Source organism: Pseudonocardia parietis (assembly GCF_017876315.1).
In the GTDB taxonomy this organism is placed as follows: domain Bacteria; phylum Actinomycetota; class Actinomycetes; order Mycobacteriales; family Pseudonocardiaceae; genus Pseudonocardia; species Pseudonocardia parietis.
The window spans coordinates 5,912,705-5,936,350 of record NZ_JAGINU010000001.1 but is presented as its reverse complement, the minus strand read 5'-3'; the positions used below and the strand labels follow the sequence as shown (position 1 = coordinate 5,936,350).

Genomic DNA, 23,646 nt, shown 5'->3' with positions numbered 1-23,646 from the left:
AGCCGCCGCGGGCCGGCCGTAGGCCGGGCTGCCCTGATTGGTGGGCCGCTTACTCCGCCCGGTCTCACGGTCCAGGGTGCTGCGCATCGGCTGCGCCGACGGCCTGCGGCCGCCCGTGACCGCGAGCCTCGCCGGGCGGAGTCGGGCGCGGAGGACAGGGGCGGGCGCTTCGCACCGCGCCCCGCTACCGGCCCACCGACTTCAATGCTCACCGGGCTGGTTCCACCGACCGAGGGAGCCCGTCATGCCGAAGCACGTCAACCACGAGGAGAACGACAACGAGACCATTCTCGGGCGACCTATCGTCCGCCGGGTTCACAGCGGAGGGCTCACTCAGCGGCAGTGCCCGACCTGCGGGCGTCCTGATCCGGTCCAGGAGCCGAGCATCGGCCTGCAGGCCATGCCGGATCCCGTCACGGACGTCGTGCCTGATGCGGCGGCCATCAGGAGCGCGTTCCGCGCGTTGGCGCTGCTGATGGAGATGCTCGACGGACGACGTCCGGCCCGCCAGATGACGAAGATCGCCGCCCCCCGGGTGATCCGCTACCTGCGGGCGATCCCGCTCGGCCCGGGCGGCCTGCCCGGCGGGGTCCGGTTGCTGAGCTTCCACCCGTCCCAGCCGCACGAGGGGGCGGTGGAGGTCGCAGCGTCGGTGGCCATTCGGGGGCGCCGTCGAGCGGTTGCGGCGTCGTTCGAACTGACCTGCCTGGAGAACTGGGTCTGCGACACGCTCCGGATCTTGTGAGGCAGCGGCCCGGCGGGAGTCTCCCGCCGGGCCGCCGCTGCGCGTAGCGGACCTGTCGGGCTGTGCCGTCGCGGTCGGGCCGCGGCGAAGAACCTGCCGCGGCCCGACCGCAGGGGGCTCAAGGCCGCCCCGGGGCCACGAAGCGATGGCGGGCCTGCGGCGGCAGTGTTCGTCGACCTCGGCCGGAGCTTCGCTACGCCGCCCCCGCCGGACAAAGCCGGTGCGGCAGAGATCCTCTCGGCCCTTCAGGTCCGCTGCGCCCGAAAGCATCTGCCGCTCTGGCTTGGTCCGGGGCCCCTGCGACGCAGCGACGGGCGCTCCCACGGCGATGCGGCGTCCGCCGACTGCCCCGCCAACCGGCCAGGGAGCACAAGCCATGCACGACAACATGACTCAGAACCACGCCGAGGGTTCGAGCCGTTCTGCCCTGAGTGCGATGAACCCGTCCGTCCCTGAGTCGGATCAGGTGTCCTGCTCGTGCAGTTTCCGTAGCTGCTCACGCACCGAGTCCGGGTCCCACCTCGTGTGCCCGCCGGCCGTCCGGAACTCTGGCGTGATCACGCCGCCGGCGATGTAGCGCTGGATCGTGCGCAGGCTCAGGCCCAGCTCCTTGGCGAGCTCTCCGCTCGTCACCAGCCTGCCCACGACACGCAGGCTAAGTAGCTGATCACCGCTCCGGCGGCGTATGTCGTACTATGTCGTAGATTGACGCAACTATGGGAGGTGCTGTGTCGGACACGGTCTACTCCGTCCATGCGACCAAGGCCGATGACGTCGGCGCGGTCGAGATCGTCTTCCGCACCGAGGGGGAGGCGCGCACATATGCCCAGTCGCGCTCCAGTGATGACCGAGTCCTGTCTACCTCGGTCACCAGCTTTCACGTGGGCCGGCTGGGCACGCGGCGTTCCGTCGCCTGGTTCGTCGACGGTGTCGAGCAATCTGTGTCCTTCACACGGCGCATCTATCCGACCGACTGACGCCGGCGCGCCCCGACCTAGGCTCGGGGTGACGACGGCGGCGGTTCCGACAAGAGATTCGAGGTGCGCGATCAGCGACGCCAAGGCGGCCGAGCGCGAGAGCGACGACCCGGCCCCCGCTCTACAGCAGGCTGCCTCCGCAGCGCGGCTCGCCCACGATCCGTCCACTCTCATCCGCTACGGCTCGAACGCAGTGTTCAGGCTCCCGGACGAGGTCATCGCCCGGGTCTCACGCCCGGGCGTACCGGTCGATGGTGCCGCTAGGCAGGTGGCCGTCGCGAGATGGCTCGAGAGCGTCGACTTCCCCGCCGCACGGGTCATCGACGTCGAGCAGCCGATCGAGGCCGACGGTCGCGTGGTGACGTTTTGGAAGTCAGCGGCAGACGACGAGCGCTACGCAGAGATCGACGACGTCGCAGCACTCATCAGGGATCTGCACCAGCTCGCCGCGCCGGCCGAGCTCGAACTCCCGGCGTTGCGGCCCTTCGGTGATCCCGACGACGCAGTGCCCCTGTTCCCAGGACTCGCCGAGGCCGACGAGTCCTTTCTCCGGGAGCGGTACTCGTGGGCACGGAAGACCCTTCCTGGCCTGCCCTTCGCACTCCCGCGTGGTGTGATCCACGGTGATGCCAACGTCGGCAACGTGATTCTCGACCGCGACGACCGACCGGTCCTGATCGACCTGGACAGTTTCGCGACCGGGCCGCGCGAATGGGACCTTATTCAGACGGCTCTGTTCGCCGACCGGCTCGGCTGGCACAGCCCCGAGGAATATCGGCGTTTCGTGGACGTCTACGGCCACGACCTCCGCGACTGGGAGGGCTACGAACAGCTGGCGGACATGCGCGAGATCGCGATGACGGCGTGGCTGAGCAAGCAGGCCGCGCACTCGGAGAAGTCCGCGGCTGAGGCGGCCAAGCGGATTGCCGCGATCCGGACCGGCGCGAGTCGGCGGGACTGGTCGGCCTACTGAGCATGTGGCGCCCAGAGCCTCAGTGCACGAGCGCGCTCGGCGAAGTCGGTGAGGACGCGCGCGCCGTGAAAGCGGGCCAGCCGCGTCCGCAGCTCGTCGACGTAGCGTTCGCTGCGTGCCGAGCGAAGCGTCTCGCCGAGCTCGAGGGCGTTCAACGCCGTCATGACGCCGGCCTCAAGCTCGTCGGCGTCGAGCTGCGAATGGGCGAGCACCATCGTCGCGAAGAAGTCGCTCCGGGCGTAGTTCCCGCTCGCGTCGGCCAGTGCCTTCGACGCCCACCGGCTGGCTTCGGTGGCACGTCCGAGGTCTCGGTTGCAGTGCGCCATCTCGGCGGCGAACTCGGCCTCGTCGAAGTACTGGATCCAGGTCGGGCCGTCGCCGGGGGAGTGCCGCGCATAGGCCGCAGTCGCCGTTCCGAGCGCGGCGTCGCAGCCGGCGGCGTCGCCCGCCATGGCGAGTGCGCGTGCCTCCATGACGTGGAAGTGGGCGCTCAGAATGGGAACGCCGAGACCCTCTGTGCCGAGCGATGCGGCACGGGCAAGGTTCGCAGCTTCCCGGTACTTCCCCAGGTAGGTCGCCTGGTGACTCATCGCATCCAAGATGCTGGCTGCCAAGCTCCGGTCCTCCGCTGCGTCGGCGAGGCCGAGAGCCTGGATGAAGTAGCGCTGAGCCAGACCGTGATGACCGATGTCGTACGACGCCCAGGCGGCGAGCTGGGTGATCTCGGCACTGGCCGCCAGAACTTCTTGTCGGACCGCGGAAGTGGCGCTGGCGCGCAACAGCTTCGGGAGGTCGTCGTGGAGGTACACGACGAGCGCGCGGCGGGCGTGGCCACCCCCGAAGCGGTTGTCGAGCATGTCGAAGCTCAGCCGGGTCTGTCGCAGGCGATCGACGTCTGCGGCGCCGATCGACCGAGGTTGCCATTCGCGAGGGCTTCGGGTGTTGACCAGCCAGGACAGTGAGGCGTCGCTCCATGCGGACGGGCTGACCGCCGTCGAGACGATGGTCGGCGACTCGGCAAGATCAGCCTGAAGCAGGGCAGCAAGTGATGCGGCCGAGTCGTCTGTGCCGTTCGGATAGACCAGACCGATGTCGGGCGAAAACTGTGGGCCCACGCCGAAGCCCACCTCGTCGGAATGGACCACCCTCCCGAGCCGGCTGCCGATCGCCTGCAGGATGCAGGCTCGCGTCTCCTCGTCCCGGGGAATCGCGCCGTTGATCCAGCGGGTGACGTAGGTGTGCGTGAACGTCCGGCGGAGTCCGCGGGAGACGGCTGCGTCCGTGACGGCTCTAGCGAACCGCTTGCGTCCGACCTGACCATCGCGATCCAGGAAGTCTGCTTCGAGCAGCAATGCCCTGAGCTGCTCGTTCCCCGCCACTGGACCCCCTCCGTGCCCTGGCGTCCGAGTGTGCCTCCTTGTGTGCCCTGCCGTGGCCGTTTCGTCGAAGTCAGAGTGGAAGGCGTGAACGAACAGCGGACGCGGCGGGTTGGCGAGGGGAACGAGGTGCTGGGTTTCGCTGTCAGTGCCGGCGCGACTCCAACTTCGACACTCGCGCGTCCAATTCGGACATTGCCGAGTCGAGGGCCTCCCGTAGGGCATCGATCCGGCGAGTGATCGCGACGAGTTCGGCAGAGGGCTCGGCGGGTTGTGGGACAGCGGTGACATAGACGCCCTTGCCGGGCTGCCCTTCGGCGACGCCGTCGTTCTGCAACTGCTTGATCGCGGCCCGAGCGACGGTCACGGAGACGTTGTAGCTGCTCATCAACGTCGAGGTCGAGGGCAGTAACCCGCCGATCGCGTAGGTCCCGTCCTGGATCTTGCGACGGAGGTCGTCAGCGACCTGCTGGTACTTCGGTGTCCTGGCCACCCGCCCTCCTCGTGTCGGCATTGGCATTGTGCCCGGCGACCCGTGCCTGGCAGGCCGGAAGTCATCCACAGGCGTGTCGCGGAGCCTTGTACTACAAGAACACTATGTGCATATAGTTGGTGCATGCGATCGGGAGGAGACCCGATGAGGAATCAGCAGAGTGGTGCACAGACGGCCGCGCCGGCGTTCTACAGCGTCGCGGCGACAGCGCAGATGCTCGGCGCGTCGGAGATGACGGTCTACCGGGCGATTCAGGCGGGCGAGTTCCCCGCCCTGCGCATCCGCGGACGGATCGTCGTTCCCGCCAAGGCTCTCGAAGCGCTGACCGAGGCTGCGGTCGAGGGCCGCCGACTCGTCGACGTCGCCGAGTGGACGGCCGCCGCCGCGGGAGGCGGGCCCGATGAGCGCGGCTGAGGTCTACGCAGCCCTGTTCGGAGGACAGGTCGACCCGGACTGGGAGGCGTATGCGAGCTGCCGCGAGGTCGACGCCGACCTGTTCTTCCCCGAGGAGCGCGAGTCGGCGGGACGGGTCAAGGCGATCTGCCGGTCGTGCTCGGTCCGGGACGAGTGCCTGGCGACGGCGATTCGGCGCGGCGAGTCGCATGGAATCTGGGGCGGAATGACCGCCCGGGAGCGGGGAGGTCTCGCTCGGTCCCTCCGCGACGACGGTTTCGCCGTTCCCCGCGCCGCACGGCGGCCGGCATGACACGGGTGCACACCTCGGAAGGAGCGATCGGTCATGGCGACCGGCATCGGAGTGGCCATCTTCCTGGCGCTGCTCGGGGCGTTCATCTGTGCGAAGGCGCGGGTGCCCGCGGGCGCGGTCGTCTTCTCGCTCATCGCTCTCGCGCTCTTCGTGGCCACCCCACTGGGGCAGGGCGTCCCGGGCGCGGTGGAGCAGTTCGTGAGCACGGTGGACGGCGCGGCGACGCCCGTCCTGAACGGGGAGGGATCGGATGGGGCCCAGTGACCAGAGTGGCCGATCAGGGCAGGAGACCGGCGTGAACGGCGAGGAGGCCGCGCGACTTGCCCGCTACCGGCAGTCCACCGACATCTGGCGGATTGCGTGCGACGTCTTCGGCGCGACCGTCGTCGAGGTTTCAGCCGGTCCCGGGGGGCTCGCTGCGCGGCAACTCGACGATCCGTTGGCCGGGGTACGGGCGGCGGCCTTCGTACAGTCGGTCGGCCGGGCGGAGCTCTACAACCACACAGTGCAGGCACGCGCCGCCGGACGGTCGTGGCACGACATCGCCGCGGCGCTCGGTCTCGGCGAGGACCACGGGGACCCGGCCCAGATGGCCTTCGAGGTGGTCGTCGAGGGGCAGGCGGTGCAGCGGCACCGTCCCGTCTGGCGGCCGACCGCACGCTGGACCTGCGCGAGCTGCCGAGGCCGGGTGATCGACTCCGGGCCCTACGAGGCGTCGGTGTCCGACAACGAGTCCGGCCACGCGAAGGAGTGCGTCCGCCTGCACCGGGGACGGCAGTCATGACGATACGAACCTGGCTGCTGGCGATCCTCGGCGTCGTCGCCGCAGCCGCCGCGGTGTTGTCCTTCTCCTCGCTGCGCGACCTGGCGCGTCAGTGCGGCTTCGACTCCCGGCTCGCATGGCTGCTGCCGGTCGTCGTCGACGCCGGCGCCGCGGGCGGATCGATCGTGTGGCTCGGTGTCTGGGCCGGCGACGTGGCGCGGCGTTTTGCCCGCGCTCTTGCCCTCAGCCTGCTGGCGTTGTCGGTCGTCGCCAATGCGCTCGGCCACGCGCTCGAGGCCTATGGCCTGCAACCGCCGTGGTGGGTGGTGGTCGCAGTGTCCGGGATCGCGCCTGCGGTCCTCGGAGCCGTCGTCCATCTCGCCGTCCTGCTCGGTCGGATACCGGTTGTGGTCGACGAGGTGTCGGTGGTTCCGGAGCTCGACGACGACGGGCCCACGAGTTGGTGGGACACGGCGCCGCCCGCCCCGCCGACGTCGAGCGACAGGGCTTCGGAGCTGATCGCCGAAGGCATCGGACGACGTCGGTTGGCCAAGGAGTTGGGCGTCACCGAGCACGAGGCCAGGCAGCTGCTCGCCGCATCGCGGCACACCGGCGCGGGGGAGGGGGCGTGATGACGATGGTGCTGTTGGTCGCTGCCGTTGTCGGTGCGGCGCTTGCCTGGCGCCGCGGTGCGCGGTGGCTGGGCGGAGCGCTGGCGTTCTTCGGGGTGCTAGTGCTGTGGCGCTTGGTCGGTCACCTGGGTTGGTGGTTAACCGTGCCGGCCCTGCTCGCGGGCGGTACGGCGTGGCATCTGCGCAGCCGGACGGCATCCCGGGTAACACGATGGGGAGCGCGGTCGCGGCGGAAGTCCGGAGTCGCGTCCTCCGTGGACATCGCGCGGGTCGCGTCAGGATCGGCCGTCCGCCGCAAAGCGTCGTCGGTGCGTCCCGAGCTCACGGCATTGCCGCGGTCGGTCAGAGGAGCGATCAAGGCCGTCGACGTCGGCATCGAGCTGTGCAGGGTCGGGATCCAGCTGGTCTGGTCCTCCGTCGAGGACGTCACCCTGATATTCGGCGGACCCCGCACCGGCAAGACCGGTTGGCTGGCGGGGCGGGTGCTCGATGCGCAAGGCGCGCTGTTGGTGACCTCGACCCGCACTGATCTGCTGGAGCTGACCGGCCCACTCCGCGCGAGGCGGGGACCGGTGTACGTGTTCAACGCCGTGGGGCTGGGCGGCCACCCGTCGACGATCACGTTCGACCCGTTGACCGGGTGCGCGGACCCCGTCACGGCGGCCGAGCGGGCGGGGGATCTCCTCGGTGCCGGCGTCGGCGCGGGACACGATCGCGAGTTCTGGGACGCCCAGGCCCGCCGGGTCCTGGCGGCACTCATGCATGCCGCGGCGCTGGGGGAGGGCCTCACCATGCGCGAAGTCCTCCGATGGGTCGCCGATCCGGACGGCGCGCAACGCGAGGTGACCTCCCTGCTGCGCTCCTCGCCGTCACCGGAGCTCGTCCAGGACGCGACCCAGTTCATCGCGACAAACGATCGCACCCGGACCTCGATCACCTCGACGATCATGCCCGCACTGGGCTGGTTGACCTCGCCCGCGGCCTCGACCGCAGCGAGCGGCGACCACCCTTTCGTCGTCGCGAACCTGCTGGATTCGAGCGCGACGGTCTACCTGCTCGGTGCGGAGGAGACCCAGGCGGCGCCGCTGGTCTGCGCCCTGACCGGATACGTCGCCCGCGAAGCTCGTCGGCTCGCGGCGACTCGTCCGAGCGGACGGCTCGACCCGCCGCTCACACTGGCCCTCGACGAGGCCGCGCTGATCTCGCCGGTGCCCCTGCAGTCGTGGACGGCGGATATGGGCGGCCGAGGCGTCACGATCATCGCTGCTTTCCAGTCACGAGCTCAGGTGATTGCCCGCTGGGGTGAGACCGGCGGGGCGATCATCCTCAACAACGCCGCGTCCGTCATGGTCTTCGGCGGCACCCGCGACCGTGACGACCTAGCGTTCTGGTCGACCCTTGCCGGCGAGCGCGACGAGCCGGTCACGACGACCGACATGCACGGTCGCGCCTACTCGCGAACGGTCCGCAGGGTCCCGGTGCTGGCGCCGTCGCAGATCGCGAACCTTCCCGCGGGGACGGCCGTCGTGTTCCGGCGGGGCATCCCGCCCGTGGTAGGCCACGTCCGAATGGCGTGGCGGCGCCGAGACGTCCGCGCCCACGCGCGGGCCCAACGCGCCGACCAACGAAGCCTGCGGTTTCGAGCCCGGTGGGACGCCGTGATGGAAGGCTTGCCCGACGCGCTCGCCTCGCGGTGGCCGGATCGGTTCGCCGGCCTCGCTCGTCGGGTGCACGACGCGCACTCGACTCGTCGCGACCGGCCTGCGTCCACAGTGGTCGACACTGACAACGTCGTCTCGATCTCGGAGCGACGGACATGACGGACGCGCCGACGCTGCAGGCGCTCGCCCGGGCGCTCGAACGCTCCCAACGGCGGGTGGGCGAGCTCGAGGCCCTCGTTCGCCAGCTCGCCGCCGACGTCACCACTCTCGCCCGTTCCCACCCGTCAGCGGGCGCTTCGGATCCCGCTGCGGGCGAGGGCGGCCGTCCGGTGGGTGGCTGGCTAGGCGTCTCCGACCCGGACGTCGCCACGGGCGGGTTGCAGGACCTCATGTCATGGGTCGAGGCGGTCTACCTCTGGTATCCGGACGCCGAGCTCCCGTCCTGCTGGCTCTGGCACCCAGCCGTCGTCGAGGAGCTGTGGTGGCTCCATGGCGCGTACGCCTCGGCATTCGACGAGTCCGCAGGCTCCTGGTCACGCATCGGGGACTGGCACGAACGCTTCCGGCCCGGCGTCGTCCGCCGCCTGCACGCTGCGGTCGGCGGATGCGAGCTCGCGCTCCACACCCCGGACAGCACCCTCCTGGTCCCGCCCGTCGCACCGCTCCCCGACGCCGCATCCGGCATCGCCCACTCATGGACCAACGGCCGTCGCCTGCCCGAGCCGACGCCTTACGAACTCCTCGCCGCCGCTCGTCACGAGCGAGAACAGCACCGGAAGAACCACCGATGACCAATAGACCCAAAGATCAACTACCCAAGATCACGAACCGAGTCACACCTAGGCATCACGATCCGATGGAACTGCGAGTGTCGCCGTGCTGAGCCTCGCCGTCGGCCACGACGTCGGCTATCTGACCGGCCCGGTGTCAGGCGGTCGCGAGGGCTACTACACCGGCGCTGTCGCGGCAGGTGAGCCCGCGGGACTCTGGTACGGCGCGGGCGCCGAGCGACTCGGCCTGACCGGTGAGATCGATCCGGACCTGATCGAGGCCGTCTACATGCACCTCGCCGACCCTCGCGATCCCGCAGCACACTCACGGGCGAGTTGGGGCGAGGCGGCGCCGCTCGCCGCCCCACATCGCAAGTACCGCCCGGGCGACGAGATCTACGCCGGTCTGATCGCTGCCGAGCCGGACGCCGGGCCGGAGCGGCGCGCGGAGCTGAAGGCCCAGGCGGAGGCATCGTCGCGGCAGGCCGTCGCCTTCATCGACGCGACATTCTCGGCGCCGAAGAGCGTCACGGTGTTGGGCGTCGCCTTCGAGCGGGCAGCCAACAACGCCCGCGCCGCAGGAGACCACCGGGCGGCAGCGGCTTGGGCGGCCCACCACCAGGCGATCGAGGACGCGGTTCTGGCAGGTGCAAGGGCAGGTCTCGACTACCTCCAGGACGCCGCGGGCTATTCCCGCGCTGGTCACCACGGGGGTGGCGGTGGGCGATGGGTCGACGCCCACGAGTTCGTCGTCGCCCAGTTCCTCCAGCACGACTCCCGCGACCGGGATCCACAGCTCCATGTCCACAATGCGATCCTCAACCGGGTCCAGGCAGCCGATGGCACCTGGCGCACCCTCGACTCCCGCACCCTCCACACGCACCGGGGTGCTGCGGGCGCCATCGCCGAGCGGGTCATGGAGTCGCATCTCGCCACCAGCCTCGGGGTGGAGTTGGCCACCCGGCCCGATGGGAGAGCCCGGGAGGTCGTCGGCGTCCCTGCGGAGCTGATGAGTTTGTTCTCCTCCCGCCGTCACGCCATCACCTCCCGCAGCCGGGAGCTGAGCGACGCGTTCGTCGCCCGGTTCGGGAGAGAACCGTCGGCGTTGGAACGCACGCGCATTGCACAGCAGGCGACCCTTGCGACCCGGACGGCGAAGGAGCACGGCACCGAGACGCTCGTGAACCGCCTCGACCGATGGGAGCGGGAATCTCGCCAGGCGATCTCCGGTGGACTGCGCCAGGTCGCCGGTCACGTTGTGGCTCGTGCTCAGCAGCCGGCCCCGCCGGGGGAGTGGTCGGTTCAGGATGTCGTCGAGCGGGCGATCGCCAATGTCGGGAGTGCACGCGCCTCGTGGACGCGATCTGATCTCCTGCGCGCAGTGTCCGACGAGCTGCCCGGCCACCTCGGATCGTCCCCGGACGATATTCGGCCCCTTCTCGAGCGGCTGACCGATGTCGCTCTCGAGCAGGCAGTTGCGCTGGGCCCGCCGCCCATCGGCGACCTTCCCGTCGAGCTGCAGCGCGCCGACGGGGAGTCGATGTTCGTCGCCCCGGGAAGCGCCCGCTACAGCGCTCCGACGCAGCTGGCTGCTGAGCGAATGCTGCGGCGGTCCGCCGTGACCCGCGGAGCCCCTGCTCTCAGCGACGAGGTCGCAGGTGGCGTGATCAGCAGGTTCGCGGAGTCCGGTCATGAGCTGGGAGCCGACCAAGCCGCGGCGGTGCGTGGGGTCCTGACCTCAGGGGCTCGCGTTGAGGTCCTGGCTGCGGCCGCGGGGACCGGGAAGACGTTCACGGTCGGAGCGCTGACCGAGGCTTGGCAGGACACCGGACGCCGGGTGCTCGGGCTCGCGCCGTCACAGGTCGCCGCGGATCTGCTCGTGGAGGAGGGTTTGCAGGCGACCAACACCGCGCGGTGGCTGGCCAACACGGAAGCGACGATGCAGCCGGGCGAGGGCGATCTTGTGGTCCTCGACGAAGCCGGGATGGCGTCGACGGGCGACCTGGTGGAGATCGTGCGGCGCTGTGATGCGGCTGGGGCGAAGCTTCTGTTGGTCGGCGACCTTCGCCAACTCGGAGCGGTGGGCCCCGGTGGTGGCATGTCCGACATCGCTGAGCGAGGTATCACCTACGAGCTTGGCGAGGTCCGCCGCTTCGCCGCTGAATGGGAGCGCACCGCGTCCCTGAGTCTGCGCGCCGGGGAGCCGGAGGCGCTCGACGTCTACGAACGGCATGGCCGGCTCGTCGACGGAGGCACGGCTGAACAGGCCGAGGCGGCTGCGGCGCGAGCGTGGCTGGCGGACACTCTCGCGGGCCGCGATTCGGTGCTGATCGTCGATAGCAACGAGGCTGCGGGACGGGTCAGTGAGTCGCTCCGTGGGCAGTTGGTCGAGCTGGGTCGGGTCGAGCCGACGGGCGTCGAGTTGGGCCTGCAGGGCACGGTTGCCGGTCGCGGGGATCTCGTGCAGGCCCGGCGGAACGGGTGGAGCCTGATCGGGTTCGAGGGCAATGAGACAGCGCCCATCAACCGGTCCACGTACCGCGTGAGCGACGTCCGAGCCGATGGCGGGCTCACGGTCGTCCCGACCGGCGGCGGAGATCCGCTACAGCTCTCCGCGGAGTACGTCCGTTCCCACCTCGCCCTGGCCTACGCCAGCACCGTCCACGCCACGCAGGGCCGCACGGTCGACACCTCGCACGCGGTCCTCGGCTCTGGGACGAGCGCCGAGGCCCTGTACGTCGCGTTGACCCGCGGGCGTGAGGCGAACAACGCATGGACGGTCACACGACGACTGGCTCCGGACGCTCTGCCTGGCGAGACGTTGCAGACCGAGCCACGGGCGGCTCGGGCCGTCTTGACCGACGTACTCGCAGCAGCGGCCACGGAGCGCACCGCCCTCGCCGAGCGGGAGCAGGCCGAGATCACCGCTTGCTCGGCGCTCACGCACGTAGGGCAGTTGGCCGAGGGCATCTCGCATGTGACGGCGGGACGGACCGCCGCGACGCTCGACCGGCTGGTCGGCGACGGTGTTCTGCCCCAGCAGATCCGCGAACGACTCGCCGCCGACGAGGCACTTTCCAGTCTCGATCGGTTGCTTCGGACCGCGGAGCTCGCCGGTCACGAACCCGACAAGGTGCTGCGGGCCGCTGTGGAGGGGCGCAGTCTGTCCGACGCCCGTTCGCCCGCGCAGGTGCTGCACCATCGCGTGACGACGACCCTGCACGGACGGCTGACGCCGGAGATCACCTCGGCCGCTGATCTCGTTCCGAGCGACGCCCCGGCGGGCTGGGCACGGTGGTTGCAGGACAGGGCCGACGACGTCGATAACCGCCGATACGAGATCGGGGCTGAGCTCGCCCAAGATCCGCCAGAGTGGGCTCGCACCGTTCTCGGCCCGGTTCCCGACGACCTCGTCGGCCGGGAGGAGTGGGAGCGGCGCGCCGGATGGGCAGGCGCCTACCGCGAGCTCGCCGGGCACACCAACGAGCGCGATCCGCTCGGGGCCGCGCCACCGGCGGGTCTCGCGGAGTCGTCGGCGATGTTCCGGGCCGCTCATCGGGCACTCGATCTCCCTGCGGCCGGTGCTGAAGAAGCCGACCTGACCGACGGGCAACTCCGTATGCGGGTGCGCGCCTACGAGCGCGAGACGACCTGGGCTCCGCGCTGGGTCGGCGACGAACTGGACCAAGTCCACCAGAAGGCAGCCAAGAGCGCCGCCGACGCAGAGATCTGGGAGGCACGCTCGGCCGCCACGAGTGACGAGACCGAGCGCGAGCGGCTGGCCCGGGCCGCGGACCAGGCCCGCTCGGAAGCGGCGAGACTTCGGGAGCAGGCCGCCCAGCTCGAGGAAGCCGACCAGGCGCGAGCGCAGTGGTACGCCCACACCGCGCAGACCCGGGATCGCGCGGAGCGGGCACGTGTCGAACTGGGCGCACGCGGAGTCGATCTCGCTCATCCCGGCGACCGCGTCATCGCGGAGGAGTGGCTGGCGGTGCACCGGGCCGAGCAGCAGGTAGAGGACGAGTACCGGGAAATCGGTGAGCAGGACGTGGTCGAGCGCGATCTCGCCGCATACGACGTCGCCGCGGGGCCCGAGACGGTGCTCGACGACCTGCGCGAGCGCAGCGTCGCCGCCGACAACGAAAGATCTGATCCCGCCTCAGGTCGGGTGCCGACCGTCGACGAGACCACTGCTGCCGTCGCGCGCGCCCAACTCGCCCTCGCCGAAATCGCCGCACGGGACGAGGCCGACGCCCAACGAGAGGCGGAGGAGACCGTGATGCGTGAGTAGACCCCGTGGAGATCGACCAGCCGAGAGGAGGCAGTCGAATGGGACTCCGAGCCGGTCGTCGAGCGCTAAGCCGAGGTGACCTGGGCCTGGATCTCCGCGATCCGATCGAGCAGACGACGAGAGCGCTCCACGGTAGCTTGCGCCTCCGCGCGAGCGGCGTGACGTTCCTCGGGGCCCCAGGACCGATGTGGTGCAGCTGTCATCGCTGCCTGCACCAGGACGTGGACCTCGGCGAGGTTCCCGTCTGTGCAGCGGGCCGGAAGGTCGAGCGGCGAAGCATCGATGTCGCCGAGAAGCCAGCGCAGGGTGAGTCGGACTCCCTCTGCGGCGTGAGGTGCGATCGGAAGCGGACGGCGATAGGCGACGCCCAACTCATCGACGAGGGTCCGAGTCGGTACAGGCGCATCAGGATGGACGATCTCGGCGGCAGCCCACATCTCGGCCCGGGCCAGCGCCGCCGTGACCGGTTGCTCGGATCGGCCGGTCAGCGGCCCATCTCGCTCGCCACGGACCCACTCCAACGCCGCCACGATCCCTCGCGGGAGCGGATCGCGCCCTTCGAGCACGTTGGCGTAGGCCAGCCAGTGCAGGTCGGAGATCTCCGCGCGCCCCGGAACCGCCCAGGGCGGCTGGGTGGGCGTCGACGTCATGCGCCCGAGTATGCGGGTTCAGGGCCGTCGGCTTCACGGGGTGAGCCTCGTGGCTGTTGAAATCCTGCGAGCCGCGCTTTCTCACGCAGCCCGCGGATGGAGAGTGTTCCCGCTGCGCGTGGGGGACAAGCGCCCCGCGATCCGGAACTGGGAGTCGCGCGCGACCACCGATCCGGCGCGGATCCGGCGGGCGTGGGCGCGGGCGCCGTTCGGGATCGGAATCGCGTGTGGCCCGTCCGGGTTGGTCGTTGTGGACCTGGACGGGCCGAAGCCGGACACCGTGCGCCCGCCGGAGTGGGACCGGCCGGGGATTCGCGATGGCGCTGATGTCCTTGCTGTGCTCGCCGAACAGCACACCGCGGAGGTGCCGGTGGAGACGTATTCGGTGCAGACCGCGAGCGGGGGAGAGCACCTCTACTTCTCCGCTCCTGCCGGGTCGCGGATCCGGAACTCCGCGGGCCGGCTCGGTTGGCTCATCGACGTGCGCGCTGCAGCACGGGGTCGACCCGGGCCGGCGACCGGGAGTTCGTCTTCGCCGACGGCCACGGCCCGCGGTGCCGCAGGCCGTGCCGGTTACGTCGTCGCGGCCGGGTCAGTCGTTCGCGGTCGCCGCTACCGCGCCGCCGAGGCACCGGTCGCTGCTCTGCCGGGGTGGATCGCGGGCCTGCTCGAGGAGCCGCGGCTCCGGCGGGCGGACTTCGCTCCGCTTCTGGAGGTCGTCGGCCGCCGTTCTGCCTATGTCGCGGCGGCGCTGCGTGCGGAGCTGGGCAACGTCTTGGCTGCACGTCCCGGGAGTGGGCAGCGCAATGACACCCTCAACCGGGCCGCGTTCGCGCTCGGTCAGCTCGTCGGCGCCGGGCTGCTACCGGATGGCTTGGCGACCGCGGCGTTGGCCGAGGCGTCGGCGGCGATCGGGCTTCCGGCGGGGGAGGCGCACGCGACGATCCGCTCCGGCCTGACTGCCGGAGCCCGAACCCCGCGCCGCACTGCACTGGAGGAGAAGGCGTGAGCAGGCGCCGCACCGCGAACGACATCCTGACTGGCCTCGACGCCGAACGACGCCTGGCGCTTCTGCACGGCGACGACGAACCTGTCAACGAGCGCTGGGAAGCCGACCCGACGCCGCTGACCCCGCGGCGGTTGGTGCCGCCTTTCCCAGTGGATGCGTTGCCGCCGTGGGTGGCGGACATGGTGCTGGCGGTCGCGGAGTTCACCCAGACTCCGCTCGACCTGCCCGGCTGCCTCGCTCTCGCGGCGCTGTCCACCGCTGCGGGTGGGCGGGCGGAGGTCGAGGTTCGGCCGGGTTGGCGCGAGCCGTGCAATCTCTACACGGTTGTCGCGATGCCACCCGGCTCGCGCAAGAGCGCGGTCTTTGCCGCTATGACGGCACCGCTTCTCGAGGCGGAGCAGCAGCTGGTGGATCAGGCCCGCCCGCGGATCGTTGAGGCCGAGTTGGCGCGAAAGGTCGCGGTCAAGGAGGCCGAGCGCCGCACGATCGATGCCGTGAACATGCGCGATTCTGCGGCTCGCGCCGAGGCCCTCGCCGCTGCTGCGGATGCGGCGCTGGACGCGGAGAAGCCGGTTCTGGCGCTACCTAGATTGATCGCCGACGACGTCACCACCGAAGCCGCTGCCTCGCTGCTTGCCGAGCAGGGCGGCCGGTTGGCGGTGTTGTCGGCGGAGGGCGGCATTTTCTCCACCCTGGCCGGCCGCTACTCCGGTGGCGTCCCGTCGCTGGAGGTGTTCCTCAAGGGCCACGCGGGTGACCTGCTGCGGGTGGATCGCAAGGGCCGCCCGGCCGAGCACGTCGCCTCACCTGCGTTGACGCTCGGGCTCGCCCTGCAACCAGAGGTGCTGACCGACATCGCCCGCATGCCCGGCTTCCGCGGTCGCGGCCTGTTGGCCCGGATCCTGTACTCGGTCCCGGAGAACACGGTCGGGCGCCGTCAGATCGGGGCCCCGGCAGTCCCGGCGCCGGTGGACCGGACGTATTCGAGCAGACTCTCGCGCCTCGTACTCCTGCTCGCCGAACAACAAGAACCGCTGCGGCTACGGCTGCACCGCGACGCCGACCGCCACATCCTGGATCTGGAGCGCCACCTCGAACCTCGGCTTGCTCCGCACGCGGAGCTGGCGCACATCACGGACTGGGCGTCGAAACTCAACGGAGCCATCGCGCGCCTCGCCGGGCTGCTGTTCCTCGCCGAGGTCCTGCCGACCGGATGGGGCGCGCCCGTTCCTGTCCGGCACGTCGAGGCGGCGACCCGGTTGGGTCACTACTTTCTCGGCCACGCCCTGGCCGTTTTTGACCAGATGGGCGCTGACCCGACCCTCGATGACGCCCGCGTCGTGCTGAGCTGGGTCGCTCGCACCGGCCGCAGGGCTTTCACCCGTCGAGACGCGTTCACCGGGTTGTCGCGGGCCCGGTTCCGCAAGGTTGCTGATCTCGATCCTGCCCTTCAGCTCCTGCACGACCACGGCTTCCTCCGCCTTGGCGCTTCATCGGTGCCGACCGGCGGGCGCCCGGCCTCGCCTGTGTGGGAGGTCCATCCCCGTGCCGCACAAGCCGCAGAAGCCGCAGAAGGTCGACGCTGAGGTACTTGTGCGGCTTCTGCGGCTTTCGCGGCGGCAGACCGCCAAGTGTCCATCGCCATCGGGACGGCGGCGGTCTGCGGGACCGGCAGGGCGACGCGGCGGGGGAATCTCGCCGAGCGGCGCAGCTCCGCTGCCGGACCGCCGGTAAGGAGGGCGTGGGCCGCTGAAGACCTGACACCGAACGGCCCGGAGACCTGGCCGACATCGAGGAGCGCTGCCACGCGGCGCTGGCGGCCTCTCGGCGGGCAACCCGGCGGCGGTCCCGGTGTTGTTAAACGGTCGAGCCAAGCTCGGCGTGACGACGCCCTACTGGGCGGACTTCACGGTGGGGGCCGACCTGGCCACCCTGGCTACGCCGGCGCAGTTGAGCGGGGTCTCCGTGGCCACGTACAAGCTGAACATCCTGGCGAACGGGTAGTCCAACCCCGCTACCTTCTTGATCAAGCCCGATGAGGGCTTGCAGGCCGCTGGCCGCGGCATGACTTGTCGCCCTGTCGATGATGATCTGGGCGTGTTGTCATTGTGGTCGGCGGACGGCAACGACCGCTAATAGAGACCTGACCCGCGTGCGTGGTCTGCTCGTAACGTGGCTGCCGGCGCGGGCGCGATGGTAGGTCTCTTCGTACTCGTCGGGCGACCCATCCGTAGACGATAGGCAGATCACCACGGGTGGAGACAGTGGACCGACCGTGCGATGGAGGCGGTGGAGCGGGCCGCGGGCCGCCGAACGCGCCCGCGACCGGGCCGAACAGGACGCCGCGGCCGCCACCCGCGAGTAGCTGCGCGCCGACGGCTGGGCTGCCGCGCTGGCCAGGGAGAGCTGCCGGGCTCGCGCATCGGCGGGGTGGACGCGCTGCTGCAGGGCGGGGAAGTCCAGCCGGCCCTCCCGCCACAGCACCAGCTCTCCGTCGAGCACGACGGCGGTGTCGAGCTGTTCGAGGGCGGTGATGATCTCGGGGAAGTAGCGGGTGAGTGGGCGTTGCTGGCGGGATTGCAGGGCGATCCGATCGGCGCGGCGGTGGGCAATGCAGCGGAAGCCGTCGAACTCGGCCTCATAGGACCAGTCCCCATGCGGGGTTTTGGGGGAGGTGGTCGGTGTTGACCGCGATCATCGGGCGCAGCGGGAACTCCACCCCCGCGATCCCCGGCCGGTTGAGCTGCCATCCGGCGACGATAGGCAGATCACCACGGGTGGGAGACAGTGGCCTCGCCCGTAGTCGGCAATGGACCTAGGCCGTGTTTAAGAAGTCGCAGCGGCGAGGGTGCGTAGCCAGATGCTGATGGTGGCGACTTGGAAGGTGGCCTCGTAGCGCACGGCCAACTTGTCGTACCGGGTAGCGAGCGCACGGTGCTGTTTGAGCAGGTTGATGCCACATTCCACGGCGTGACGCTGCCGGTAGAGCTGCTCGTCGAACACTGGTGGGCGGCCACCGGCGGACCCTCGGGCCTGTCGGTGGGCCTGCTGATCAACCTTGATCGGGATCGTCGCGGCGATCTTGCGGCGGCGTAGGTAGTCACGATTCGCCTTCGACGAGTACGCCTTGTCGGCCAGGACCCGGTCCGGGCGCGTCCGCGGACGCCCCGCCCCCAGTCGGGGCACGCGCAGCGTGTCGAGAACCGGAATGAACTGCGGCGAGTCACCCCGTTGACCTGCGGTGATCAGCGCGGCCACCGGGCCGCGGCCCTGTTCACAGGCCAGATGAATCTTCGTGGTCCAGCCACCACGGGAACGGCCCAGGGCGTGATCGGCGGGTTCATCTCCGGGTGGTTCGACCTGCTCGGCGGGCTTGCGGCGGGCCCCGGCGGCGTGTTGGTGGGCGCGGTTGATCGTGGAGTCGACCGAGACGTCCCAGCGGATCAACCCAGCCGCGTCGGCCCAGGCCAGCAGCGTCGACCAGACCAGCGCCCACACTTTCTCGCGCTGCCAGCGGCGGAACAACCCGTAGATCGACTGCCAGGGTCCGTAGCGTTCGGGCACGTCACGCCAGGGCGCTCCGACTCGGGTGCGCCACCGGATCCCGTCGATCAGCTGCCGGCGACTCCACTTGCGAGGTCGTCCCCGGCCCGACGACGTAGGCAGCAGTGGCTCCAGCACCCGCCACTGCTTGCCGGTCATATCCTTACGTGCACCGCTCGATACCCTGGTCAACGAGGTCTCCGGACAGATGATCTTCTTGGTCGTTGATCACCTACCGGAGACCTCACTCATCTCCACGGACCGACACGCGAGCGCCCGCACCTCCGACTTCTTAAACACGGCCTAGTGGCGACACCCCGCCGGGGCCGCGGTGGATCAGCAGGTGCAGGGCCGGCCGTGCCCGCGGTGGCTCGGCTCGCGGACCGAGGCGACGGTGACCGAACACGGCCCCCTGGCCGCCGTAGGTCAGGCGGGCCGAAGTGAATCCGGATCCCGGGCGGCGCCCGCACGTCGAGGCTCTCCACGGGTTCGCCGTCAAGCAGCACGCGGCCGGCGCGGAAGTGCTCCTCGAGGCGGTCGAGGGAGATCGGGGCGGCCAGCATGCGGGAGCGGCGCGATTGGGCGGTGCAGGAGCACCTACCAGGCTGCGGGCGCGCTGCACGGGCTGCGGATCGCCGTGTACGGAGACCGCGGGTCATTGTCGTGGGACCACGAGCGGGCGGAGGTCATGCGGTGGCGGCCCGTCGACGGGCCGGAGGCCCTCCTAACTAAGACCGGCCCGATGGCCACCGACGGCGCACTTGACGCCAGCCGCTTCGCCGCCGGACACCCCGACGGCTACGGCCTTGCGTTCGCCAACCTGTACCGGGATTTCGCCAATGTGCTGCTCGCCGATGCCAATGGCGACGACCTCATCCGTTCTTGTCACAGATGCCCGGCATCGAAGACGGCCAACACACCCTCGACGTTGTCGAGGCAGCCGTGCGCTCACAAGAGGCAGGTCGACGCTGGACGGAGGTCGGAGCTACGCCCCGGCCCGACCCTCGCCTGGCGACCCTCAAGAGCGCGCCCGCGGCCGACTCCCGGTGAGGAAACCGCAGGGACAGTCGGGTCTGCCACGGGGGACTACCTCAAAGGCCTCTAAGTCGCCTCCTAGTACTCCAGCCGCACTTCGTGATGTTGATGGTCTAGTCTTCCGATCTTGTGGAGGATGACGTAGATCTTGCGGCCTGGGCTGGTGGGCTGGACGGCTTGTTCGCGCGGGTCGCGGGCCGGTTCTTTCGGACCGAGCCGCGGCGTCGGGCGCGGGCCTATGTACGGGGGTTGCTGGCGCCGCTGGCGGGCAAGAACGGGTGGACGCTGGCTGAGGTTGCCGGGGACGCGACGCCGGATGGGATGCAGCGGCTGCTGAACTCTGCGCACTGGGACGCCGACGGAGTGCGTGATGACCTGCGTGGATACGTGGTCGAGCACCTCGGCGATACCGGCGGGGTGCTCATCGTCGACGAGACCGGGTTTCTGAAGAAGGGCAGCAAGTCGGCCGGGGTGCAGCGCCAGTACTCCGGTACGGCCGGGCGGGTCGAGAACTGCCAGCTCGGCGTGTTTCTGGCCTACGCCACCAGCAAGGGCCGAACGTTGATCGACCGGGAGCTTTACCTGCCCAAGTCGTGGACCTCGGACCGGGATCGCTGCCGGGATGCGGCGATCGGCGACGAGGTCGAGTTCGCCACCAAGGCCGTACTGGCGCAGGGGATGCTCGGACGAGCCCTGGACGCGGGTGTCCCGGCCTCGTGGGTGGCCGCGGACGAGGCCTACGGGCAGGACCACAAGTTCCGCACCTGGTGCGAACGCCGCCGCATCGGCTACGTCGTCGCGGTCCCACGGAGCCAGACCATCCCCGCCGGTGCCGGTTCGAGCCGGGCCGATCATGCCGTCGCCGGCGCACCGGAGCAGGCATGGAAACGTCGTAGCTGCGCGGACGGCGCGAAGGGCCCACGCCTGTTCGACTGGGCCGTGGCCTCGGTGTCGGCTGGTGAGCACACCCCGCCCGGCTGGGGTAGGTGGCTGCTGGTCCGCCGCCAGATCCTCACCGCCGCCCAGCTCGAGGCCGGGAAGGACCCGGAGCTGGCCTACTACCTGTGCGCCGGGCCGCCGGGCACCAGTGACGATGATCTGATCCGGGTTGCCGGCGCCCGCTGGGCGATCGAGGAATGCTTCCAGACCGCGAAGAACGAGGTCGGCCTCGACCAGTATCAGGTTCGTCGCTACGACGCCTGGTACCGCCACATCACCCTGGCGATGCTCGCCCACGCCTATCTGTCGGTCACCGCGGCGATCGCCCCAAAAGACCTGGTCACGGGCTCATCGCGCTCACCCTCGGCGAGATCCGACGTCTCCTGGCACACCTGACCCACACCGCCACCAACCACGCCCGCGTCTGGGCCTGGTCACGCTGGCGACGACGCCATCAACACCGAGCCCGCGACAGCCACTACCGACAACGTGCAGGCAATTCATAACGAAGTGCGGCTGGAGTACTAGTAGACCGTCGCATCTAATTGTTGGGGTAGAGGTGGCGGAGCTTGATGCGGGCGTCGGTGGTGGTGAATTGCCAGTTGACCTGACGGTGGTCGGTGTTGGTGGCGTCTTGCCAGGCGGCGAGTTCGGTGTTGAGGGTGTCGATGTCGGTGATGCGCCGGTCGAGGCACTGGCGGGTGAGAGCTGAAAGTTCGATCTCGGCGATGTTGAGCCAGGAGCCGTGGCGGGGCGTGTGGTGGATCTCCAGTCGTTGTGCCAAGGCAAAGGCCGTGGAGGGTTCGAACGCTTCGTAGAGAGAGCCGACTCCGTGGGTGTTGAGGTTGTCCATGACCAGCACGACGGTGTCGGCGTCGGGGTAGTCGTGGGTGAGCAGGTGCTGCACCTGACGGGCCCAGTCGATCTTGGTTCGGCGTGGTTGAGCGTCGACGCGGCGCCAGCCGCGTAGGGGTTCGGCCCAGACGAAGATCGAGCAGGTGCCGTTGCGGACGTACTCGCTGTCCTCTTTGCGGTCGTGACCGGGCTCGGCGGGGATCGGCTCGCGGACCTGCCCTAGCAGCTGGTAGGGCTTCTCGTCCATGCACACCACCGGTCGGCGGGGGTCATAGGGGCGGGCGTAGACAGCCAGGACGTCTTCCATCCGAGCGGCGAACTCGGCGCTGGCGTGCGGTGGGATCGTCCAGCACTTCTTCAGATGAGGACGCAGTTTCGTTTTTTTAACACTCGGCCGATGGTGGAGTGATCCAGATCGGGCAGGTCGGCGACCAGGGCGACCTGACGCTCGAGCAAGCGCAGCGACCAGCGTGTATAGCCCTGCGGTGGGCTCGAGCAGGCCAGTGCGATCAACCGGGCCTCGACCTCGCCGGTCACGATCGGCGCTACCGGCGGTGTCTCACGCGGCTTGCGGCCGATCGTGGCCAGCACGTCGCCGTCGGTCTCGTCGAACCGTTTCGCGATCGACCGGACCGTGTTTTGGGAGACCCCGACCCGATCCGCGACCATCGACCGAGCGTCCACCGGGCCGACGTTCTCGTCCAGCTCCAGCAGTACCCGAGCACGGATGATCATCCGCGCCGGATGCGTGCCGGTCACGGTCAGCTTGGACAGGAACTCGCGATCAGCAGCCGACAGGCCGATCGTGAACACCTTCGGACGAGCCATCGTCTGGGCATCCTCTCAACACGAGCAACATGATGAGAGGCTCATACACCAGATAGCGATAGTTTTAGCGGCGACACGCTACTAGTACTGCAACGGCGGTTCGGCGTGTCGTGAGAGGCTGATCGGAGTTCGGCGGTGATGATCGTCGTGTGGTGGATCTTGCTGGGTGGGTGGCGGCGTTGGATCAGGTCATAGCTTCGATCGGTCCTCGGTTCTTCCGTCGTGAGCCCCGTGCGCGGGCCGGAGCGTACGTGCGCGGACTGCTGGCTGGGCTGGAGCGCAAGAACGGCTGGACCCTGGCGGAGCACGCCGGAGCAGTCTCGCCGGACGGGACGCAGCGACTGCTGCGCACCGCGGACTGGGACGTTGACGGGGTCCGCGACGACGTGCGCGACTACGTTCTCGACGCCCTCGGCGACCCGGTGAGCGGGGTGTTCGTGGTCGACGAGACCGGGTTCATCAAGAAGGGCACCCGCTCGGCCGGAGTGCAGCGCCAGTACACCGGCACCTCCGGCAAGATCGACAACTGTCAGCTGGGTGTCTTCCTGGCCTATGCCAGCGCCCGAGGGCGGGCGTTGATCGACCGAGAGCTGTATCTGCCGACCTCGTGGACCGAGGACCGCGATCGCTGCGCGAAGGCCGACGTCCCCGACGAGGTCGGGTTCGCGACGAAACCGCAGCTCGGGATCGCCATGCTCGAACGCGCCCGCTCGGCCGGAGTACTCACGACAGGGGCGTGGGTGACCGCGGACGAGGCCTACGGCCAGAACCCCACCTTCCGCACCTGGCTGACCGAGCGCCAGATCCCGTTCGTGCTCGCCACCCGCAACGACGACGTCCTGCGCTGCACCGACGGGCACCGCCGCCAGGTCAAGGTCCTGGCCACGATCGCCGGTGCCCGTGACCGGGACACCGACGCCAGCGGGTGGGAACAGCGCTCGATCGGGGCGGGAGCGCACGGGCAGCGGGTCTATGACTGGACCGCGGTCGCCCTGGACACCACGGGACTGCCCGACGGGTGGGAGCACTGGCTGCTCGTCCGTCGCCAGACCGAACCCGACGAGGGTAAGACGGTGCGTGAACTCGCGTTCTACCGCTGCGCCGCACCCGCTGCCACCCCGCTACGGGAACTGATCCGCGTCGCCGGGGCGCGGTGGGCGATCGAGGAATGTTTCCAGACCGCGAAGAACGAGGCCGGGCTCGACCACTACCAGGTCCGATCGTGGCGGGCCTGGTATGCCCACATCACCCTGGCCATGCTCGCCGCCGCCTACCTGGCCGCCACCCGCGCCACCGAACGCGACCAGGACGGTGAAAAGGGGGATCTCCAGCCGGCGACGACCAGCTGATCCCATTGTCGAGCAATGAGATCCGACGACTCCTCGCTCGACTGATCCTCA

General features: G+C 69.8%; 24 protein-coding genes. 16 read left to right on the top strand and 8 right to left on the bottom strand.

Going from position 1 to position 23,646, the window contains the following annotated elements:
- The first annotated feature begins 244 nt into the window (after positions 1 to 244).
- Positions 245 to 745, top strand: coding sequence for an Rv3235 family protein (locus JOF36_RS27785; protein ID WP_210032656.1), 501 nt, complete (start codon positions 245 to 247; stop codon positions 743 to 745).
- A gap of 462 nt (positions 746 to 1,207) precedes the next feature.
- On the opposite strand, the gene JOF36_RS27780 is transcribed toward JOF36_RS27785, so the two are convergent.
- The gene (locus tag JOF36_RS27780) at positions 1,208 to 1,390 is read right to left on the bottom strand and encodes a MerR family DNA-binding transcriptional regulator (protein ID WP_307862624.1); all 183 of its coding nucleotides are present in this window, start codon (positions 1,388 to 1,390) and stop codon (positions 1,208 to 1,210) included.
- A gap of 83 nt (positions 1,391 to 1,473) precedes the next feature.
- Between JOF36_RS27780 and JOF36_RS41085 the strand changes: the two genes are divergently transcribed.
- Both JOF36_RS41085 and JOF36_RS27775 read left to right on the top strand, forming a co-directional pair.
- Positions 1,474 to 1,722, top strand: a complete 249-nt coding sequence (locus JOF36_RS41085; protein WP_093357170.1) for a hypothetical protein — start codon at positions 1,474 to 1,476, stop codon at positions 1,720 to 1,722.
- A gap of 28 nt (positions 1,723 to 1,750) precedes the next feature.
- A complete protein-coding gene (locus JOF36_RS27775) occupies positions 1,751 to 2,695 on the top strand; it encodes a phosphotransferase family protein (protein WP_307862623.1) in 945 nt (314 codons plus the stop codon).
- Here JOF36_RS27775 and JOF36_RS27770 read toward each other — a convergent pair.
- Both JOF36_RS27770 and JOF36_RS27765 read right to left on the bottom strand, forming a co-directional pair.
- On the bottom strand, positions 2,689 to 4,074 hold the full coding sequence (locus tag JOF36_RS27770; RefSeq protein WP_210032652.1) for an NsdA family TPR-like regulatory protein: 1,386 nt from the start codon (positions 4,072 to 4,074) through the stop codon (positions 2,689 to 2,691). The genes JOF36_RS27775 and JOF36_RS27770 overlap by 7 nt on opposite strands.
- 142 nt (positions 4,075 to 4,216) lie before the next feature.
- Entirely contained in the window at positions 4,217 to 4,564 is a 348-nt protein-coding gene (locus JOF36_RS27765) for a winged helix-turn-helix domain-containing protein (protein WP_210032650.1), read from the bottom strand.
- A 144-nt stretch (positions 4,565 to 4,708) separates the two neighbouring features.
- Here JOF36_RS27765 and JOF36_RS27760 point away from each other — a divergent pair, with 144 nt between their 5' ends.
- The 8 genes from JOF36_RS27760 to mobF all read left to right on the top strand — a co-directional run bounded on the left by JOF36_RS27760 (position 4,709) and on the right by mobF (position 13,387).
- Entirely contained in the window at positions 4,709 to 4,978 is a 270-nt protein-coding gene (locus tag JOF36_RS27760; RefSeq protein ID WP_210032648.1) for a helix-turn-helix domain-containing protein, read from the top strand.
- Positions 4,965 to 5,270 (top strand): WhiB family transcriptional regulator, encoded by a 306-nt coding sequence (locus JOF36_RS27755; protein ID WP_210032641.1) that lies wholly within the window; start codon positions 4,965 to 4,967, stop codon positions 5,268 to 5,270. Before JOF36_RS27760 ends, JOF36_RS27755 begins: the two co-directional genes overlap by 14 nt.
- A 33-nt stretch (positions 5,271 to 5,303) precedes the next feature.
- A complete protein-coding gene (locus JOF36_RS27750; protein WP_210032638.1) occupies positions 5,304 to 5,534 on the top strand; it encodes a hypothetical protein in 231 nt (76 codons plus the stop codon).
- A gap of 31 nt (positions 5,535 to 5,565) precedes the next feature.
- The gene (locus JOF36_RS27745) at positions 5,566 to 6,054 is read left to right on the top strand and encodes a hypothetical protein (protein WP_210032636.1); all 489 of its coding nucleotides are present in this window, start codon (positions 5,566 to 5,568) and stop codon (positions 6,052 to 6,054) included.
- Positions 6,051 to 6,665, top strand: a complete 615-nt coding sequence (locus JOF36_RS27740; RefSeq protein WP_210032634.1) for a DUF2637 domain-containing protein — start codon at positions 6,051 to 6,053, stop codon at positions 6,663 to 6,665. Before JOF36_RS27745 ends, JOF36_RS27740 begins: the two co-directional genes overlap by 4 nt.
- Positions 6,665 to 8,485, top strand: coding sequence for a type IV secretory system conjugative DNA transfer family protein (locus JOF36_RS27735; RefSeq protein WP_210032632.1), 1,821 nt, complete (start codon positions 6,665 to 6,667; stop codon positions 8,483 to 8,485). Before JOF36_RS27740 ends, JOF36_RS27735 begins: the two co-directional genes overlap by 1 nt.
- Entirely contained in the window at positions 8,482 to 9,117 is a 636-nt protein-coding gene (locus JOF36_RS27730; RefSeq protein ID WP_210032630.1) for a hypothetical protein, read from the top strand. The genes JOF36_RS27735 and JOF36_RS27730 overlap by 4 nt, the downstream gene beginning before the upstream one ends.
- An 85-nt stretch (positions 9,118 to 9,202) precedes the next feature.
- The gene (gene mobF / locus JOF36_RS27725; RefSeq protein ID WP_210032628.1) at positions 9,203 to 13,387 is read left to right on the top strand and encodes a MobF family relaxase; all 4,185 of its coding nucleotides are present in this window, start codon (positions 9,203 to 9,205) and stop codon (positions 13,385 to 13,387) included.
- A gap of 65 nt (positions 13,388 to 13,452) precedes the next feature.
- Here the strand turns inward: mobF and JOF36_RS27720 are convergent, their stop codons facing one another.
- Complete coding sequence (locus JOF36_RS27720) at positions 13,453 to 14,037, bottom strand: hypothetical protein (protein ID WP_210032626.1); 585 nt, start codon at positions 14,035 to 14,037, stop codon at positions 13,453 to 13,455.
- 49 nt (positions 14,038 to 14,086) lie between these two features.
- Here JOF36_RS27720 and JOF36_RS27715 point away from each other — a divergent pair, with 49 nt between their 5' ends.
- The 3 genes from JOF36_RS27715 (at position 14,087) to JOF36_RS40385 (ending at position 17,050) form a co-directional block, all read left to right on the top strand.
- Complete coding sequence (locus JOF36_RS27715) at positions 14,087 to 15,046, top strand: bifunctional DNA primase/polymerase (protein ID WP_307862622.1); 960 nt, start codon at positions 14,087 to 14,089, stop codon at positions 15,044 to 15,046.
- Positions 15,043 to 16,632: a YfjI family protein gene (locus JOF36_RS27710; protein WP_210032624.1), complete on the top strand. Its 1,590-nt coding sequence runs from the start codon at positions 15,043 to 15,045 to the stop codon at positions 16,630 to 16,632. The genes JOF36_RS27715 and JOF36_RS27710 overlap by 4 nt, the downstream gene beginning before the upstream one ends.
- Before the next feature lie 295 nt (positions 16,633 to 16,927).
- Positions 16,928 to 17,050, top strand: a complete 123-nt coding sequence (locus JOF36_RS40385) for a hypothetical protein (protein WP_281071859.1) — start codon at positions 16,928 to 16,930, stop codon at positions 17,048 to 17,050.
- A 99-nt stretch (positions 17,051 to 17,149) separates the two neighbouring features.
- Here JOF36_RS40385 and JOF36_RS41465 read toward each other — a convergent pair whose 3' ends face one another.
- Positions 17,150 to 17,659 (bottom strand): ATP-dependent DNA ligase, encoded by a 510-nt coding sequence (locus JOF36_RS41465; protein ID WP_372447465.1) that lies wholly within the window; start codon positions 17,657 to 17,659, stop codon positions 17,150 to 17,152.
- A gap of 213 nt (positions 17,660 to 17,872) precedes the next feature.
- Positions 17,873 to 18,748, bottom strand: coding sequence for an IS5 family transposase (locus JOF36_RS27700; protein WP_210024831.1), 876 nt, complete (start codon positions 18,746 to 18,748; stop codon positions 17,873 to 17,875).
- A gap of 1,005 nt (positions 18,749 to 19,753) precedes the next feature.
- Between JOF36_RS27700 and JOF36_RS27695 the strand changes: the two genes are divergently transcribed.
- Positions 19,754 to 20,959: an IS701 family transposase gene (locus tag JOF36_RS27695; RefSeq protein ID WP_210032622.1), complete on the top strand. Its 1,206-nt coding sequence runs from the start codon at positions 19,754 to 19,756 to the stop codon at positions 20,957 to 20,959.
- 145 nt (positions 20,960 to 21,104) lie between these two features.
- On the opposite strand, the gene JOF36_RS27690 is transcribed toward JOF36_RS27695, so the two are convergent.
- Positions 21,105 to 21,761 carry an IS630 family transposase gene (locus JOF36_RS27690; protein ID WP_307862736.1) on the bottom strand — a complete coding sequence of 219 codons (657 nt, stop codon included), beginning with the start codon at positions 21,759 to 21,761 and terminating at the stop codon, positions 21,105 to 21,107.
- Between the two features lie 14 nt (positions 21,762 to 21,775).
- Positions 21,776 to 22,246 carry a helix-turn-helix domain-containing protein gene (locus JOF36_RS27685; protein WP_210024894.1) on the bottom strand — a complete coding sequence of 157 codons (471 nt, stop codon included), beginning with the start codon at positions 22,244 to 22,246 and terminating at the stop codon, positions 21,776 to 21,778.
- 149 nt (positions 22,247 to 22,395) lie between these two features.
- Between JOF36_RS27685 and JOF36_RS27680 the strand changes: the two genes are divergently transcribed.
- Positions 22,396 to 23,595, top strand: a complete 1,200-nt coding sequence (locus JOF36_RS27680) for an IS701 family transposase (RefSeq protein WP_372447415.1) — start codon at positions 22,396 to 22,398, stop codon at positions 23,593 to 23,595.
- Positions 23,596 to 23,646: the final 51 nt, after the last annotated feature.